Source organism: Variovorax sp. TBS-050B (assembly GCF_029893635.1).
Classification (GTDB): domain Bacteria; phylum Pseudomonadota; class Gammaproteobacteria; order Burkholderiales; family Burkholderiaceae_C; genus Variovorax.
Window position 1 is genome coordinate 2,988,550 of sequence record NZ_JARXYR010000002.1, and the last position, 18,064, is coordinate 3,006,613.

6 protein-coding genes, 3 tRNA genes and 1 pseudogene are annotated in these 18,064 nt (G+C 66.0%); 8 read left to right on the forward strand and 2 right to left on the reverse strand.

From position 1 onward, the window contains the following. The first annotated feature begins 10 nt into the window (after positions 1 to 10). The 8 genes and pseudogenes from purF (at position 11) to M2165_RS16960 (ending at position 7,928) form a co-directional block, all read left to right on the forward strand. The gene (gene purF / locus M2165_RS16925; protein ID WP_280815755.1) at positions 11 to 1,513 is read left to right on the forward strand and encodes an amidophosphoribosyltransferase; all 1,503 of its coding nucleotides are present in this window, start codon (positions 11 to 13) and stop codon (positions 1,511 to 1,513) included. Positions 1,514 to 1,520: 7 nt separating this feature from the next. Further along, positions 1,521 to 2,751 (forward strand): annotated as a pseudogene (locus M2165_RS16930) (O-succinylhomoserine sulfhydrylase). Positions 2,752 to 2,761: 10 nt separating this feature from the next. Next, positions 2,762 to 4,153: a glutamate--tRNA ligase gene (gene gltX / locus M2165_RS16935; RefSeq protein WP_280815756.1), complete on the forward strand. Its 1,392-nt coding sequence runs from the start codon at positions 2,762 to 2,764 to the stop codon at positions 4,151 to 4,153. A 73-nt stretch (positions 4,154 to 4,226) separates the two neighbouring features. Beyond that, a tRNA-Ala gene (locus M2165_RS16940) sits at positions 4,227 to 4,302 on the forward strand. Between the two features lie 48 nt (positions 4,303 to 4,350). Next, positions 4,351 to 4,426: transfer RNA gene (locus M2165_RS16945), tRNA-Glu, on the forward strand. A 69-nt stretch (positions 4,427 to 4,495) separates the two neighbouring features. Further along, positions 4,496 to 4,572 (forward strand) — tRNA-Asp (locus M2165_RS16950). Between the two features lie 272 nt (positions 4,573 to 4,844). Then, the gene (locus tag M2165_RS16955) at positions 4,845 to 5,813 is read left to right on the forward strand and encodes a hypothetical protein (protein ID WP_280815757.1); all 969 of its coding nucleotides are present in this window, start codon (positions 4,845 to 4,847) and stop codon (positions 5,811 to 5,813) included. Positions 5,814 to 6,164: 351 nt separating this feature from the next. Beyond that, on the forward strand, positions 6,165 to 7,928 hold the full coding sequence (locus M2165_RS16960) for a reverse transcriptase domain-containing protein (protein WP_280815758.1): 1,764 nt from the start codon (positions 6,165 to 6,167) through the stop codon (positions 7,926 to 7,928). Between the two features lie 272 nt (positions 7,929 to 8,200). Here the strand turns inward: M2165_RS16960 and M2165_RS16965 are convergent, their stop codons facing one another. Next, positions 8,201 to 10,810, reverse strand: a complete 2,610-nt coding sequence (locus M2165_RS16965; RefSeq protein WP_280815759.1) for a hypothetical protein — start codon at positions 10,808 to 10,810, stop codon at positions 8,201 to 8,203. Next, entirely contained in the window at positions 10,807 to 17,937 is a 7,131-nt protein-coding gene (locus M2165_RS16970) for a DUF11 domain-containing protein (protein WP_280815760.1), read from the reverse strand. The genes M2165_RS16965 and M2165_RS16970 overlap by 4 nt, the downstream gene beginning before the upstream one ends. Positions 17,938 to 18,064 lie beyond the last annotated feature (127 nt).

An 18,064-nucleotide genomic window follows, 5' to 3' on the forward strand; every position in this document is an offset into this window, starting at 1 on the left:
GGAATCGGTCATGTGTGGAATCGTCGGCGTTGTCAGCAACGCACCCGTCAACCAGCTGCTCTATGACGCCTTGCTGCTGCTGCAGCATCGCGGCCAGGACGCGGCCGGCATCGTCACCCTGCTGGAACGCAAGTTCTTCATGCACAAGGCCAAAGGCATGGTGCGCGACGTGTTCCGCACGCGCAACATGCGCGCGCTGCCGGGCAACGTGGGCCTGGGCCAGGTGCGCTATCCGACGGCGGGCAACGCCTACAGCGAGGAAGAAGCGCAGCCCTTCTACGTGAACGCGCCCTTCGGCATCGTGCTGGTGCACAACGGCAACCTGACCAATGCGCATGCGCTGCGCTCGGAGCTGTTCTCCACCGACCACCGCCACACCAACACCGAGAGCGACTCCGAAGTGCTGCTCAACGTGCTCGCGCACGAGCTCGAGCGCGCCTCGCGCGGCGTGCCGCTGAATCCGGCCGAGGTGTTCGCCGCGGTCAGGAGCGTGTACAAGCGGCTGCGCGGTTCGTATGCGGTGGTCTCGCTGATCGCCGGCCACGGGCTGCTGGCCTTCCGCGATCCCCACGGCATCCGCCCGCTGTGCATGGGCCGCAGCGCCGACGGCACCGTGATGGTGGCGAGCGAATCGGTGGCGCTCGAAGGCTCGGGCCACACCTTCGAGCGCAATATCGCGCCGGGCGAAGCGGTGTTCATCGACCTGCAGGGCAATGTGCATTCGATGCAGTGCGCCGAGGCGGCCACGCTCAACCCCTGCATCTTCGAGTTCGTGTATCTCGCGCGGCCCGACTCGGTGCTCGACGGCATCTCGGTCTACCAGGCGCGCCTGAACCTCGGCGAGACGCTGGCCAAGCGCGTGGTGTCCACCGTGCCGCCGAACCAGATCGACGTGATCATTCCGATCCCCGAATCGAGCCGCCCGAGCGCCACGCAGCTCGCGCACCTGCTGGGCATTCCCTACCGCGAAGGCTTCGTGAAGAACCGCTACGTCGGCCGCACCTTCATCATGCCGGGGCAGGGCGTGCGCAAGAAGTCGGTGCGCCAGAAGCTCAACGTGATCGCGAGCGAGTTCAAGGGCCGCAACGTGCTGCTGGTCGACGACTCCATCGTGCGCGGCACCACCAGCCGCGAGATCGTGCAGATGGCGCGCGACGCGGGCGCACGCAAGGTCTACCTCGCGAGCGCGGCGCCGCCGGTGCGCTACCCGAACGTCTACGGCATCGACATGCCGACCAAGGACGAGCTCGTGGCACACGACCGCACCGTGGAAGAGGTGCGCGAACTGATCGGCTGCGATGCGCTGATCTACCAGGACGTCGATGCGATGAAGCGCGCCGTCGGTTCGCTCAACCCCAAGCTCGACGGCTTCGACGCTTCCTGCTTCGACGGCGTGTACGTGACCGGCGACATCGACACCGAGGCCATCACGCGCATGAACGGCAACCGTCCGCGCATCGAGGAAACCGAGGAAGACTCCTCGCGCCTCGCGCTGCCCAACCTGAGCGAGTGAGCGCGAATTGACCGATGAACGCACCCTGCCGCCCGGGCTGCACCGCGACACGCTCGCGCTGCGCACCGGGCTGGCGCCGAGCCAGCATGGCGAGCATTCCGAAGCGCTGTTTCTGACCAGCGGCTTCGTGCAGCCCGACGCCGAGACCTCGGCGCGCCGCTTCGCCGGCACCGAAGCGGGCTTCACCTACTCGCGCACTTCCAACCCCACGGTGGCGAGCTTCGAGCAGCGCCTCGCCGCGCTCGAAGGCACCGAGGCCGCGATCGGCGCCTCCACCGGCATGGGCGCGATCCTCATGATGTGCATGGGCCTGCTCAAGGCCGGCGATCATGTGATCTGCTCGCGCTCGGTATTCGGCTCCACGCTCAACCTGTTCGGCAAGGAGTTCGCCAAGTTCGGCGTCGAGACCAGCTTCGTCTCGCAGACCGACGTGGCCGAATGGGCGCGCGGCGATCAAGCCCAACACCCGCCTGTTCTTCGCCGAGACGCCGACCAACCCGCTGACCGAGGTCTGCGACATCCGCGCGCTCGCTGACATGGCCCATGGCGCCGGCGCGCTGCTCGCGGTCGACAACTGCTTCTGCACGCCGATCCTGCAGCGCCCGGCCGAACTCGGCGCCGACCTGATCATCCATTCGGGCACCAAGTACCTCGACGGCCAGGGCCGCGTGATGGCCGGTGCGATCTGCGGGCCGTCGAAGCTCATCGTCGACGTGTTCGGCCCGGTGGTCCGCACCGCCGGCATGGCGCTGTCGCCGTTCAACGCCTGGGTCGTGCTCAAGGGCCTGGAGACGCTCGGCATCCGCATGAAGGCGCAGTGCGCCAACGCGCTCGCCGTGGCGCAGTGGCTCGAACGGCAGCCCGGCGTTGCGCGCGTCTACTATCCCGGCCTTGCCTCGCATGCGCAGCACGAACTCGCGATGCGGCAGCAGTCGGGGCAGGGCGGGGCGGTGGTGTCGTTCGACGTGGTCGGCGACACGCCCGAGACCGCGCGCGCCAACGCCTTCCACGTGATCAACAGCACGCGCGTGCTGAGCATCGCCACCAACCTCGGCGACACCAAGACCATCGTCACGCATCCCGGCACGACCTCGCACGGGCGCCTCACCGAGGTGCAGCGGCAGGCGGCAGGCATCAGCCAGGGGCTGATCCGCGTCGCCGTGGGCCTCGAGCACATCGACGACATCACGGCCGACCTGCAGCGCGGCCTCGGCACCCTGGGCCTTCAGAAATCCTGATCACCGATCCATGACCGGCAAAGTTCGCACCCGCATCGCTCCGTCTCCCACCGGCTTTCTTCATCTGGGCACGGCCCGCACCGCGCTCTACTCGTGGGCCTATGCGCGCCACCACGGCGGCGAGTTCGTGCTGCGCATCGAGGACACCGACGTGGCCCGCTCCACGCAGGACTCGACCGACCAGATCCTGGCCTCGATGCACTGGCTCGGCCTCGACTACGACGAGGGCCCGATCTACCAGATGCAGCGGCTCGAGCGCTACCGCGAAGTCATCACCCAGATGTTCGCGGCCGGTACGGCCTATTACTGCTACTGCACGCCCGCCGAACTCGACGAGATGCGCGAGGCGCAGCGCGCGCGCGGCGAGAAGACGCTCTACGACCGCCGCTGGCGCCCCGAGCCCGGCAAGACGCTGCCGCCCGTGCCCGAAGGCGTGCCGCCGGTGGTGCGCTTCTGCAACCCGCCCGAAGGCGACGTGACCTGGAACGACCTCGTCAAGGGCGAGATCACGATCAACAACCGCGAGATCGACGACCTGATCATCCTGCGGCCCGACGGTGTGCCCACCTACAACTTCGCCGTCGTGGTGGACGACTGGGACATGGCCATCACGCACGTGTTCCGCGGCGACGAGCACATCAACAACACGCCGTGGCAGATCAACATCTTCCGCGCGCTCGGCGCGCCGCTGCCGCAGTTCGGCCATGTGCCCGTGATCCTCGGCGACGACGGCCAGAAGCTTTCGAAGCGCCGCGGCGCGGTCAGCGTCACCGCCTATGAAGACAACGGCTACCTGCCCGAGGCCATGCTCAACTACCTCGCGCGCCTCGGCTGGAGCCACGGCGACGACGAGCTGTTCACGCGCGAGCAGATGGTGGGCTGGTTCGACGGCTCGCATCTGTCGAAGAGCCCGGCGCAGTGGGATGCGGCCAAGCTCGCCTGGGTCAATGCGCAGTACATCAAGGCGAAGCCCGATGCGGAGCTCGCGCCGCTCGTCGCCGCGCAACTCAAGAAGCGCGGCATCGAGGCCGACGACCGGCTCGTTGCCATCTGCGCGCTGTTCAAGGACCGCTGCGAAACCACCGTCGCGCTCGCCGACTGGGCCGCGGCCTTCTATGCCGACGTGACCGCGAACGAAGCGGAGCGTGCGCAGCACGTCACCGATGCGGTGAAGCCCGCGATCGCCACGCTTGCGGATAAACTCGCATCCCTCGTCACGTGGGACAAGGCGGCGATCGCCGCGGTCATCAAGGAAACCCTGGCCGCGCACTCGCTCAAGATGCCCGCATTGGCGATGCCGGTGCGCGTTCTTGTGATGGGAACGCCACAGACGCCGTCGCTCGATGCAGTGCTCGCGATCTTTTCCAAAGAAAAAGTGATCGAGCGTTTGAAAGTGGCCTAAAAATCGTTCTATAATTTGAGGCTCGACACCGACAACGCGGTGATTCTGAAAAGAAGCACCGGGAAGTCAAAACGGGGGTATAGCTCAGCTGGGAGAGCGCTTGCATGGCATGCAAGAGGTCAGCGGTTCGATCCCGCTTACCTCCACCAGAGTGTCGAGAAGGTATGAAGTGCTGATCGCAGCACGTCCAAGGTTTTGACCCTATCGTCTAGAGGCCTAGGACACCACCCTTTCACGGTGGCTACCGGGGTTCGAATCCCCGTAGGGTCGCCAGTTTCACTTCGGTGAAGCCGGCACGAGTCGTCAACACTCGGTTCCGCAAGGAGCGAACGTTGTCTACCAGGAGTGGTAGTTCAGTTGGTTAGAATACCGGCCTGTCACGCCGGGGGTCGCGGGTTCGAGTCCCGTCCACTCCGCCAAACAAAGCAACGGGTTACGTGAGAAATCACGTAACCCGTTTGTCTTTTTGGAATCTGATTCCATGGACTTTGGAATATGGTTGATGCGGGGTAGGCGCGATGGAGACATGCGTTTCCGTGGTGGACATGCAAACCCGCTTCTCGACTACGTGCGAACTTGGGCAGAATGCCATCCAAGCGTCCCCGGCGGCGCGGGGCGCCCCCACAAAAAGTTCATCGATGCAATCCGCTCTCACGCAGAAGACGAACGATTGGCGTAGCGAGGCGACCACTTGACGGACGACGTCGTTAAACCGAACGCATTCATAAAGCCGGACGACGCCTGCGTGGTGCCGCCCGATCGTCCGATCCCGGCCGAACTCCTTGGACGCTATTCGGTTGAGCGCGACGCGTTCGCCGAGCAGGATATTGCTGACTATGTCCACAGCCAGGCGCGTGATGAGGTTGTCAATCACGTTGAGCGCGTGAAGCGCGAGGTCGTGATGGGCGAGCCCTACGAGATTTGGGACGTGACTACCGACCAGGGCCGGTGGTGGGTCATCACGAACCCTACTAACCTCTACTCGCAGCAGCACTTTGCGAGTCTTGACTACACCTTCTCCTTCCATGTTGGCCTGATGGCGAGGGTTCGCAGTCGCTCGGTTTCGCCGGATGGAAACGACCCGACGCCGTTCGATGAAGTTCTAAGACGTTTCGAGCAGGCGCGCGACCGATTCGGACATGCGATCGAAGTCGAGGACCTGCAGGCAATCGGGATGCTTTTACGCGAGGGCTTGATCTCACTAACTACCGCGGTGCATCGAAGGGTCGTCCTGCCTCAGGGAGTCGAGGTTCCGCAAGTTGCCAACTTTGTAGCCTGGACGGATGTGTTGTTGAATGTCCTATGTGCCGGAGGAAGCAACGAGCGACTGCGCCAGTACCTTAAGAGCCAAGCGAAAGAAACATGGCAACTCGTGAATTGGCTGACACACTCTCGAAGTGCGGACAGGATAGCAACTGAGATTGCGGTAGACGGCAGCGATGTCACGTTGCGCACGTTTATTCAGCTCCTTGAGCGGCAGAGAACGGGCGGGGCGGAAGAGTGCCCATCGTGTCATTCGAGAAACATCCGAACATTCTTCGACATCGATATCCCTCCAGACGGCGATTACTTCCTCAGTTGTGGGGCCTGCGACTGGCACAACCACCCTGGCGTCCCCGCCGACACTAACGGCGAAGAAGCTCAAGACATGCAATCGTGAGCCTCGTCGCCTGATTGAGTTTCTGTGACCTCTAGTCCTCAGGCGAAGCGTAGGCGGCGGCTTCCGCATTGTTTGGGTGTAGCCCTAGACTTGAAGAGCTGAACGAAACACAGGGGATTGGGGGTCGATGGATAATTTGGGCCTGGGTAATCCCTCATCAATCTTTTGCAACTTGCGACGCCATTCAGCAAGGAACGGTTACACTTTGTTTGCCGCCTCGGCAGATACTTAATCTTGCCCGCGTTAACGCAGGCATTGCAGCATAGTAACCCCGCTGCTAGACGATCTAAACGTGTAACCTAAATTATCGCAGGTCGTAAAGGTGAAAGATTCCGAGGCGGCACCTTCCTGATGGCAATACTTGGTATTAAAGAATTCCACGACCTTTTTGTTCGGTCGGATGTTCCCTATTTCTCCAAGCACATCTTAGGAATTGATTACTCCAAAGTAGAGCGGGTTATCTACCCTCGTCCTCGTTACACTAGCTTCGTGTTGGCGAAGGCTAACGGCGCAAATCGTATTATTGCAGAACCGTCCAGCAAGGTGAAAGAGCTTCAATATCGAGCTCTAGCCTTTCTTGAGGAAGCAGTGCCAAAACCTAAGGCCTGTGTGCATGGCTTTGTTGAGGGTAGGAGCATTCTTACGAATGCGAAAAAGCACCTAGATCGACAGCCGTACCATATCCTGAACCTAGATTTGTCAGATTTCTTCCCTTCGATAACTTTTTACCGAGTGCGAGGTGCATTGATGGCGCCTCCGATGAAGTTTTCTTTTAACGTGGCATCCATGCTTGCGCATCTATGCACGCATGAAGGCAGATTGCCACAAGGTGCTCCGACTTCCCCCTTTCTGGCGAATTTGATCTGCAGATCGCTCGACTCACAGTTGACGCTGCTCTCGAAGCGCCATAGAGCCACATACACGCGTTATGCTGATGATTTAACCTTTAGCTTCTCTCATAGAAACTCTAATCGACTTCCGGCAAACATAGTCACGTTTGATGGCGGCAGCGTAAGTATAGGCCGCGAGCTGAGATCGATAATTGAGTCTAATTCATTCCGAATAAACGAAGAAAAAACTCGAATCTCCATGCGTCATCGGCGAATGGAAGTCACTGGAGTTATAGTCAATCAATTTCCTAATGTTAGCAGGAAATTTATAGATAAAATTAGAGGTGCGTTGCACGCGTGGGAGAAGTATGGGTTTATCGCAGCTGAAGCTAATTGGAACGCCCGTGTAGCGGGAAACGTAGCCGAAGCAAGGTCCGCGAAAGTGTGGGCTCGGCAAACGCGTACCGGGAACATCCCCTCTCTGCAAAATGTCCTGTGGGGGCGTCTGCTTTTCGTTCGCATGATTAGGGGAAATGATGACCCTCTTTATACGCGTTTAGCTGAAAAGTACAACCATCTTTGCCGCACTCATAAAGCGATTGATCCGACGTTCCGGGTTGCGTCGCTCCCGATCGAGCTGCAAGTAAAAAATATCTTAGATATTGACTACGCAACCTTCGTATTGGAATGGAGTGCAGATTATGTGGCGCCGGGTACCGTGGACTCTGAGCCAATCCTGTCACAAGGCACTGCATTCGCTTATGGAACAGGGCGGCGATTCGTTACTTGTGATCACGTACTTCAGGGGCAGTCGGGCTCGGGTAAAGTTGACGTTTATGACCCACTTCTAACGAACCTGAGCATCGTATTAAAAAATCCGCACACACGGGTGGATATTTATGTGCGCGTGACAAAACGAGATGCGCATCGAGATTTGGCAGTCCTAGAGCCCATCGATCAGGATGCAAAGGCAGAACGACATTTTGACGGCCGTTTAGAGCCGTTAGAGCACGGCGCCAAGGCGCATTTAATTGGATTTCCAAATTGGAGCCGAGGTCGTATGGCAAATAATGTGCCGGTTTCAGTTTTGCAAAAATACCCTCGACACGGCCTCCAACGAATCGAAATCGGGGGGAGCACGATCAGGCAAGGAAATTCCGGTGGCCCGTTGGTAGACACATCGTACAGATTGGCCGGCGTTGCACAGCAAGGGGCTTCACAAACCAGCGGAAACGATGAATGTCTTTGCGTTGTCGAACTGGATCGCTGGCTTGGTCCCTCATAGTTAAAGCCTATGCGCGTCCGAATGTTGAAAGAGGCACTCTCGTCTATCGGCCCGCGGACTGAAATTTTGGAATAGGAGCGTTGCCCTTAGGCATAAAAAGTTGCATTTCAAGTAGGGTTTGGGATATCAAGAGGCCTGTTATGGCGCGCCAGTGCTGGCTTCTCGGACCGGCATGTCACGCCGGGCGTCGCGGGTTCGAGTCCCGTCCACTCCGCCAAACAAAGCAACGGGTTGCACCAGAAATGCCGCAACCCTTTTTTCTTTTCCGCGCCTCAATTCACCTTCACCTGAAACAGCACGGATCCCGTCGCCCCGGGCGCGAGCGGGCCGGTGAAGGTCCATTCGATCGCGCCCGTCATGCCCGCGGCCTGTGCGGTTGCGCAGGCCACCGCGGCCGCGGGTGGCGGATTCGCCGGCGTGGTCTTCATGCAGTTGCTCAATGTGGCCGGCGTGGTGCCGGCGGTGGCGCTCACGAAGGTGGTGTAGCTCGGCGTGCTGTCGCTGATGGTCATGCTGCGCACGGGGGTCTCGGCGTTGTTGGCGTAGGTGATGCGGTACTCGAGCGTCTCGCCGGGGCGCGCCTGGTTGGTGATGGCGAAGGCGGTGCCCTGCGTCAGGTTGCGGACCTCTTTTTTCAGGGCCATGGCCACGGACGACACGGTGGTGAGGTCGTCGAGCGTGAAGCTGACGGCCAATGCGGGGTTGGCGTTGGCGTGATCGAAGTCGGCGCGGACCGTCACCCTGTTGGTCGCGCCTTCGGGGGCGCCGAGGGGAATGAACTGCTGCACGATCACGCACACGTTGCCGTTGGCGGTGACTGCCGTGCCCGGTCCCGCGGGCGGGTACAACTGCGCCGCGCCGGCCTGCAGGGTGCCCGTGCAGCCCGGGTCGGCAAGGATCCTCGCGCTCCATCCGCCGACGGCAGGGGTCGCCGTCTCGCCGGCGATGCTGAAGCGCACCGTTCCGGCCGTGCCCGCGGTGAAGGTGTGGGGATAGGTGACGGTGTTGCCCGGCACGCCGGTCTTGATGCCGCTGGCCGCGAAGCGGCTGGTGGCGACGTCGCCGAAGTCGAGCGCGTTGTGGCCCGTGCCGTTCCACTGGAAGGCGATGCGGTCGGGCGTGCCGCTGCGCGTGTAGGTGTAGCTGCTGCCGCCGGCGCTGACGGCGCTGCCGGAGGGCAGCGCGGTGCCGCTGACCGAAGCGCCGGTCGAGATGCGGTCGAAGGGGTTCGTCTCCTCCACGCAGAGCGCCGCACCGGTGGCCGTGCCCGTGGGCACCGCGAGGCTGTAGCGACCGGCTGCATCGGTGACGGTGCGTGCGAGCACGGTGGACCCGCAGTTCGTCAGCCGAATGCCCACGCCCGCCAGCGGCCCTTCGCCGCCATTGGGGATGCCGTCGTTGGCAGTCCCGCTGCCCGCGCCGTTGTCGAGGAACACCCGGCCGTTCACCCGCCGCGCGGATGGCGTGTTGGTGATCGTGCAGCGCAGCTTGGCACCGACCACCGGGGTGATCGCACGGCCCTGGGCCGGGTTGAAGGCTTCGTTCGTGGGCAGGCTGCCGGCCGGCGTGAGGGCGTTGGCATCGGTGCAGCTGAGCTTCGCGTCGTAGTCGGCGAGCTGGGTGCCGGAGGTTCCGGTCTCCGTCAAGGTGTAGGTCGTACCGGCGACCGCGTTGAAGTCGCCGGTGGTGCCGGTCCCGGCGGTCACTGTCGAGCCGCTGCCGCTGGTGGTGGCCTTCGCGGTCGAACTCACAATCGTGCCGCTGGCGCCGCCGGTGCGGATGGCGACGGTGAAGTTGTCGCCCGTGCGCACGCGCGTGCCGCCGAGGGCCTTGCTGAGCGCGAGGGTCGGCGCCTTGTCGTCGTTCTTGATGGTGCAGACCGCGGTGTCGCCATGGACCAGGCTGATGCTGTTGCCCGAGACCGGGGCGCCGCCATTGAGCACGCAGGCGTAGGTGCCGGCGGTGTAGCCGGCCAGCGCAGTCTCGCCGAGCGTGTACGTGCCCGGGAGGACGGAGGCGTTGGTGATCGCGGGGTCGTTCGTCTTGCCGCTGATCGTGGTGCTGCCGCGGGTCGCGCTGAGCGTGAAGTCCGCGGCCGTGGCGGTGCCGCCGTTGTCGTTGATCACCTGCTTCTTGAGCGTCAGCCTCGGCTTGTCGGGCAGGCTCCAGATCAGTTCGAGGCCGTCGTTGGATGCGTTCAGATTGCCCACGCCGGTCACCGCGAAGCTCAGTTGGGTGATGCCGGTGCCGTTGAAGCGGATCGAGCCGCAGCCCATCCCCGTCGAATCGCTGGCGTCCGTGCAATTTTGAACGGCGCCGCTGATGGTGCTGTCGACGTCGCTGCGCTGGAAGTAGCTTCCGGTGACCTCCAGCTTTCCGTTGTCGCTGAGCTTCGTCAGCGTCACGCTCGCGCTCTGCTGGACCGAACTGTTCAGGGTCCAGCGCGCACTCTTGATCCGGTTGCCTTGCTCCACGCCGATGCGGCTGACGTGCAGAACGGGGTTGTTGACGGGCTGGCTGAAGGACACGGTGACCGTGGTCGTCGTCAGGGGATTGAACAGTCCCGTCAGTCCCTGGCCGCCGCTGACCGTGCCGCTGTAGGGATTGGTCCACCAAGTCGAGCTGGTGGCGAAGGCGGTGTTGGAATAGTTCTGCCCGGTGGCGAGCGGCCCTTCGTGCGTGACGGTGAAGTCGCCCGCCGTGGCGGTGGCGGTGTCGGTGTTGTCGTCGATGGTCCAGGTGCCGGTCACGGCGGCCCGTGCGGTCTGGGGCGCGCAGAGTGCCAGCAGCAGCGCGCCGGCCACGGCCGATGCCGCGGCCATGCCGCGCCAGGCGTTCTTTGCGAAGCGCCCGATGCGGTGCGTCGTCGCCGCTGTGCTCATGGCGCCTCCGCGGTGGGCGCAAAGCCCAGGTTCGTTTCATCGAACTTGAAGCGGAGGCGGATGAATGCGCCCTTGCTCGTGTATTCGTTGGCCGTCAGGTCGCGGTCGTGCAGGCCGACGAAGTTGTAGCCCACGGAGAGCCAGGTGTTCCTGTAGAGCTGATAGCCCACCTCGATGCCGAAGCTCTTCTGCAGCCCGCCGCCCTTGCCGAACAGCATGCCGGCCTGCACGGACATGTCCCAGTCGCGGTCGATGTCGTGCGTGTAGCGTCCCTGCAGCAGGTGCGCCCAGTACCGGCTGGCCAACGTGCCGTCGCCGAAGCGGCTGATCTTGCCCGCATAGCGCCCCATCACCGCGCGCCCCGGCTGCGGGTTGTAGTGCAGGTGCGCCGAGACGATGTCGGCGCTGGTCTTGCCGGGCAGGTCGGCGCCGTTGTGCGCGCCGAACACGCTGCCGCCCTGCAGCGCACCCGCCGCGTTGCCGGCGCCCACGACCTTTTCGGAGCGGCGCTCATAGCGCGCTAGCGCGTTCCAGGTGTCGTCGTCCACCGGGCGGTAGGCCACGCCCACCTGATGGCGCTGCAGGTGGCGCTCGTTGCCGGCGTTCTGGCCCTGGCCTTCGCTCGAACTCGCGATGCTGCGCGCGAGCAGGCTCCACGACGGGCTGAGCTTGTACGCAAAGCCCGCGGCGAACAGGCGCGTGTTCGCATCCTCGCCGCGCCGCGCTTCGAGCACGCCGCTGGTCTTCACGCGATCGGTGAAGTACTCGATGCCGCTGGTCAGGGCCGTGGATTCGCCCAGCCCGCCGGCATAGCCGGTGCCGGTGTTGACGCTGTTGCTGTAGCCGCTGAGATCGCGGGTGTGTTCGACGCCGCCCGTCACGCGAAGCCGTTCCGTGAGCTTCACGGTGTTGCGCACGCCGATCGCGGCCTGCACGCCGCGGCCGTCCGCGCCATCGCTGAGGCGGTACTCGTTGTAGGCGCGGCCGCCCTCCATGTAGGCGCTCTCGAGGCCGACGATGCCCACGTTGTTGCGCCTGCCGTCGTCGAGCGCATACGGGCCGTACAGCGAGGAGATCAGCTCGTAGCGCCCGTAGGCGCGGGTCTTGTCGGTGATGGCGTAGTTGCCGCCGATCGCCAGCACCCGGCGATCGCCGTCGGCCACGTCCTGCTCGCCTTCGACGAAGACCTGCGCATTCGGCACGCCGGGCATCTGCGTCGAGAAGCGCGCGCGCACGGTGGTCTGGCTTCGGGGGTCGACGCTGCCCGCCGCGGCATCCGCGCCGAGCGCCGTGACGCTGTTGGCGCCGATGCTGCTGCCCAAGCGTCCGTCGTAGGTGGAGATCTGGCCGTAGTCGAAGCCGGGGTTCGAGCCGGTCAAGTTGCCGCCCCGGCCGTGGCGCACGCCCACTTCGACGGCGCTGGTCTCGCCGAGCTTCTTCTGCGCGCTCACGCTCGCGCCGCGGCGCTCGTCGGCCTGCGCGGCATCCTTGCCGTAGAGCGCTTCCGCACGCACGCTCAAGCCGGGGTCGAGCTTGTATTCGGCACGGGCGGCGGCCTCGGTGCGGCCCGCCGCAAAGCTCGCACCGGGGTTGTCGAAGCCGTCGTCCGTCCGCGTCGCGAGCGCCACGGCCGCGAGCTTGTCGTCCTGGTAGCGTGCCTCCAGGCGTGCGCCCTTGCCCTTGCCCTTCTCGTCCGATTCGGTCGCGACCACCTCGGCCGCCACGGTGGTGTTCTCGCCCAGGCGCGCAAGCCCGGTGAGCGCCCGGAGCTGGCGCTTGTTGCGCGGGTTCTCGTCGGTGCCGACCACCACGCCGAGCTGCAGCGCCTCGCCGACCTTCGCCTGCACGTCGACGCCGGCCACGGCGAACTTCGGTCCGCCGGCGTCGACCTCGTAGGTCACGCGGATCGATTGCGGATTGAGGTTCGCATCGGCCGAGGCGATGGCGTGCGTGAACAGAAGGCGCCGCGTGAGCGGTTCGAGCGTGTAGTCGACGAAGCGGGTCATCGCCGTGCGCTGCAGCACGATGCCGGGCTGGTTGCGGTCGCGCACCACGATCTCGAGCTGCTCGCTGTTCTCGACGAATTCGCCCGTGGCCCCGCTCAGGTAGTAGGGCCCCGAGGTGCCCAGCGCGCGGAACTCCTCGGTCTGCTGCGTCTGCGCCGTGCGCGAGGCATAGGTGGTCGCGCGCACGCGGTCACTCTCGTACACGTGCTTGAGCCCGGTCAGCGAACGGTTGCTCTGGCTGAGGTTGCGCACCTCGCTGCTGCTGGCGGTGGAGAAGTCGCCGTACAGCAGGTAGGAGCGGTTCTTGTCGATGCGCACGAAGAGCTTCTGCGTGCTCTGGGCGTCGAAGCCCTTGACCGAGGAGTCGCCGTAGATCGGATAGAACTCGTCGGGGCGGATGTCCCGGAACAGCCGTTCCTTCTGCGACTTGTCGGAGTCGAAGGCGGCGGTCAGCAGGTACTCGCCCTTGACCGTGCCCTTGAGGAAGAAGGCCGCGCGGCCGCCGGCACGCCGGCCGTCGCTGCTGCCGTCGCCCTGCAGGCTGCGCAATTCCGACTCGAAGGCCGCGCCGGCCGGCGCCGCGCCGATGGGCACCTTGCCGCGCCGCGTGAAGTCGAGCACGCCTTCGACGATGCCCAGGCCGATCATCGGGCGCTGTTCCGGCAGCAGGGTGAGCCGCGCTTCGTTGACGACGTCCCCGGCCGCGATGCGGATGCGCGCATCGCCCGCCTCGCCAGGCGGCAGCAGCTGGAATTCCGCACTGCCTCCCTCCATGAAGACCTGGGTGCCGGGCTCCGTGGCGTTCAGGTCTTCGCTGAGCCAGCGGCCGCGGTCGGACTGCAGCGTGAGCTGCGTGCGCGCGGTGACGGGCACGCCGGCGGCGTCGACCAGCCGCACCGTCACGGGCACGGGGGTGCGCAGGTCGGCCTGCGCGGCAGCGGGCAGTCCGATCTCGATCGCGCCCAGCCGGTCGGGCGCCACGACGGCGATCTCGACCGCCTCGCCGCGCACGTTGCCGAAGGCGTCGACCGCCTCGAGCCGCAGCAGGTTGCGGCCGGGCCGAAGTGGCACGCCGATGAACTCCCAGGCGGCGATCTTCCGGGAGACCAGCCGCGTCTTCTTGCCCACGCGGCGCCCGTCGATTGCCGTGCCGTTGACGGCGAGGCGGAAGCTCGCGTCGGCGTCGCCCTTGACGCGCACGTTGATCGATCGGCCCGGCGCCGTCTCGCCGTCCTTCGGTTCGATGAAGGCGAGCGCATTGTTTTCGAGCTGCGGCAGCAGGGCTTCGAGTTCGACCGGAGGCGCCGCGGGGCGGGGTGGCGGTGCGCTGGCCGCCCCGGCGACCGGCGTCCTCGGCGCAGCGAACAGGCTGCCCGCGGGCGCCGCGGTGGCGAGCGGCGCGTCAGACCGGTTGCCGATGGTGCCGCCCAGCGTACCGGCGGCGCCGTTCACGTAGCTGCTGGTGTCGGCGCGTGGGGCGGGCAGCGCGATCAGCGGCGCGGCGGCGTTCTGCACCGTGCCCGCGCTGCCGCTCGCGAGCGCCTGGCCGGCGGCAGGCAGGCTGCGCAGGTCCCCGGGCGGCGCCACTTTCCCCTGGGGGTCCAGGCGCAGGCGGACCTGCGCGTCGGCTTCGGCGTCGGGGCGCGCCGCCATGGCGGTGCGCCGCGCGGCGACCTCGGCGAGCACGGCCTTGTCGCCGCAGTTGCCGATCACGAAGTTCGCCTTGTGAAACTCGCCCTTCTTCAGGTCGAGGAAACGGCTCTCGGGGGTACCGGCGTTGCGGTTGTCGAGCACTTCGAGCCGGGCGCCGCGCGGCAGGGTGGTCTGGTCGAGGCGCAGCACGTGCGTCACGGGCTTGAGGCCGTAGAGGCTCCACTTGCCCTCGACGTCGGTGACCACGTGGGTGCCGTCTTCCATGTAGAGGCGCACGCCCGGCACGCCGATCTCGTCGACGCCCTGCTGCCGGCCGTCGCGCCTGCAGTCCATGTAGACCTTGCCGAAGGCGTAGGCCTCGTCCGAGAACACGCCGCCGGTCACGCGCACGGTCCACTGCGCGAGGTTCGACTGCGCGCGCCCGGCGCTGGCGCGCGCGCGGTTGACCGCGCTGCCGTTCGTGGGCGCACCCACGCCGATGCGCACGCGGTAGCGCACCATGGCCGACTCGCCGGGTCCGAGCGCGAGCGTCGGGAAACCGAAGCCGAGCGCCGGCCCCGCACCGCCCGTCGGATCGGCCGCGGGCGCGCCGTTCAGCCTCGCGCTGCCGGCCACGTAGGCGAAGCCCGGCGGCAGCGCGTCGTCGAAGCGCACGCCGGCGAGGCGAACACCGGTGCGGTTGGTGAGCGTCAGCGCGTAGTCGAGAAAGTCGCCGAACTCCACCTGCCGCTTGCTGCCGTCCTTGCGCAGCACCAGCCCGGTCAGGTCGGCCGGGTCGAGCGGGATGTGGTTGTGCGTGACCTCGCAGGCCTGCCCGTCGGATCGGATGCCCACGACCAGGCGCAGGTGGTAGGTGGTGGGCTGGTCCGCCTGCGGCGCCGCGCTGTGCGGCACGACCGGCCCGCAGCGCTCGAAGACGGAGGGCTGCGGCGGGATCAGCAGCGAGGGCGACAGATAGCCGCTGCCTGCGGGCGGCGCGACTTCGAGCGAATAGATGCACAGCCCGGGCGCCGCGGGCGGCGACAGCAGGATGAATTCATAGCGGCCCTCGGCGTTGGTCGCCATGGAGGCGCTGCCGTCCGCATGGTAGGTGTAGGTGCCCGAGTCGCCCCTGTAGAGCTCGGCGGCGAGGACCGGCGTGACCGGGCCGCTTTCGCACGACAGGCGCCGGAAGGTCACGGTGGCGCCCGGCACCGGCAGGCGCGTGCGCGCGTCGTAGACCACGCCTTCCGGGTCCAGCAGCAGCGACTCCACCGTGGCGTGGTCGGCGGCCGCGGGCTCTTCCAGCCGGCCTTCCCACACGCTGTCGTCGTAGGAGGCGGCCCAGACCTTGTTCACGAGCCTGATCTGCTGGCCGACGAATTCGGGCTTGACGGTGACGCGCACGGTGAACGTGAGCGTCTCGGTCTCGCCGGACGCCAGCGGCCGGGTGCCGTCGACCAGGCTCAGCCGGTGCTCGGCCTGGAGGTGGTAGGAATTGCCGTTGTCCTCATAGGCCGAGGTGTCGCAGGGCGAGCGGCCGGTGAAGTCTTCGGCCGCGGTCAGGAGTCCGTTGACGGCCGTCGGCCGGGTGGTGATTTCCCAGCTCGCGATCCTGCCGTCGCTCCGGTCCATTTCGAAGGTGCAGTTCAGGTTGTTGAACACATGCACCGTCGGCGCCCGCACGGTGCCGTAGTTGGTCACCGAGATCGTGTAGTCGAGGTCGTAGACGCCTTCGGCGATGCGCCGCGAGCTCACGCGTTCTTCCGCCCGCAGGTACGGCACCGGCGCCCACACGGGGGTCGGCCCGGTGTCGTTGGTGGGGTCGCCGTCGCCGTTGAGGTCGGGGTTGCTGCTGTAGATCGAGACGTCGCTGGCGACGACCGGCCCGCCGGGCGCCTGTGCGGCCGAGACGCGGACGGTGTTGTCGAGTGCCAGCGGGCGCTCGGTGAAATTGATGCGCGCATCGAACGCGAGCACCAGCTGCTCGCCCGGCGGCAGAACCGCACCTTCGGCGAGCAGTTGCGACGCGGCGGCCGTGCCGTTGAAGGCGGGATTCACGGCGGCCACCACGCCGCCCGCCGGCAAGGACCGTGGCCGCGTGATCGTGATCGTGCCGGGCAGGATGGTGTACTGGAACGGCCCGGGCACGGCGTTGCGCGTGTACGAACCGAACTCGAACTCGCCCGCGCCCTCCATGACGTCGGTGGCCCCGACGTCGTAGAGCGTGGTCGGCCCGTAGTTCTGGATGTACACCGTGAAGCGGAAATTGGCCGTGCCGTCGGGAATGTTGTCGGCGTTCCGGTTGGCGCGCGGCAGCGAGGCCGACTTCGACACGCCGATCAGCGCACGCGTGCCGGGCACGAGCACCGTGTTCGACGGCTCGGTGACGTCGACCGCGCCGTCGTGGTAGTGGGTGTGCGCGGTGTTGCGGATCTCTGCGCGCGCGCCGGCGAGCTCCTGCACCGCGAAGCTCATCGCCACCGAGGCATTGCGTGCCACCGGCCGGGTGAACCCGATCGCCACCTCGATGGCCGACGCATCCTCGGCCGTGCGGTAGCTGAAGGGCGGATCGTTCGGCAACCGGAAGAGTCGGATCGCGTCGGGCGTGGTGGTGCTCAGCGTGCCGGAAATGTATTGCGTGCCCGTGGGAATCGGATCGCGCACGAGCACCAGCGCCATCGGCGCGCCGTTCACGCGCAGCGGGGTGGCCGAAGGCGCCACGGTGTCGCTCGGGCGGGCGTCCTGCGCGCCGATGTTGCTCCCCGAGATGGTGAAGTCCACCCGCCGCTGGCCCGAGGCCGGTCCTGGCGGGAAGCTCGCGGATTTGCGCAGCCGCAGCGCCGCCGTGCGGCTCACCGTCACGGTGTCGCGGTTGGTGGCGCTCACCCCCTGCCTGGCCGTGGTCGCCGTCAGTGCGACGCAGGCCGATCCCGTGGCGACGTTGCCGACGGTGCCCTGCACCAGCAGCGCGGCCGCTTCCTGCGGCTGCAGCGTGATCGCGCCGGGCGCACCGAGGGCGACCGCGCTTTCGTCCCCGTCGACCACGCCGTTGCCGTTGACGTCGCGCACCAGGCGCAGCGCGCCCAGGTCCATCGTGTCGGCCGCGCAGCCGGCGCCGTCGTTGGCCAGCGTGAAGCTGTAGCTCGACACGGTGTTGCCGGTGTTGACGAGCAGATGGCTCAGCGCGAGGGTGCTGTTCGGCGGCCGCGAGACCGCCTGGTCCTGCGTGAGCGACAGCGCCTCCACGGGCAGCACCGTGGCATCGACGGGGTTGGAGTAGACCGTCTCGGGCTGCTGCGTGTTGCCGGGGGGAACGTAGGTGGCCCGCGCCACGTTGCGGATCACCGCGCCTTCGCGCGGCGCGGCGGCCGCGGCACCTGGCGCGTGGCCGAGCAGGCAAGCCAGCGCGAGGCTCGCGGCGCGCGCGGCCAGCCATCCGCGTCTTGCGCGGGCAGGGGTGCGTGGAGTCCTCGACGTGGGCAGCATGGGTCGAAGGGGGCGTGATCCTCGATGGCGAGCCGATCGAAAGAAAAATGGCTGCGTCGGCGAAGGCGCTGCTTTCTGGCGCGCGCGTGCTTCGCGGACGCGAAAGGGCAGGTGCTGCAGTTCGGTC

Coding starts and splice junctions, on each gene's coding strand:
- purF (WP_280815755.1), top strand. CDS start 11: ATGTGTGGAATCGTCGGCGTTGTCAGCAACGCACCCGTCAACCAGCTG.
- gltX (WP_280815756.1), top strand. CDS start 2,762: ATGACCGGCAAAGTTCGCACCCGCATCGCTCCGTCTCCCACCGGCTTT.
- M2165_RS16960 (WP_280815758.1), top strand. CDS start 6,165: ATGGCAATACTTGGTATTAAAGAATTCCACGACCTTTTTGTTCGGTCG.
- M2165_RS16965 (WP_280815759.1), bottom strand. CDS start 10,810: ATGAGCACAGCGGCGACGACGCACCGCATCGGGCGCTTCGCAAAGAAC.
- M2165_RS16970 (WP_280815760.1), bottom strand. CDS start 17,937: ATGCTGCCCACGTCGAGGACTCCACGCACCCCTGCCCGCGCAAGACGC.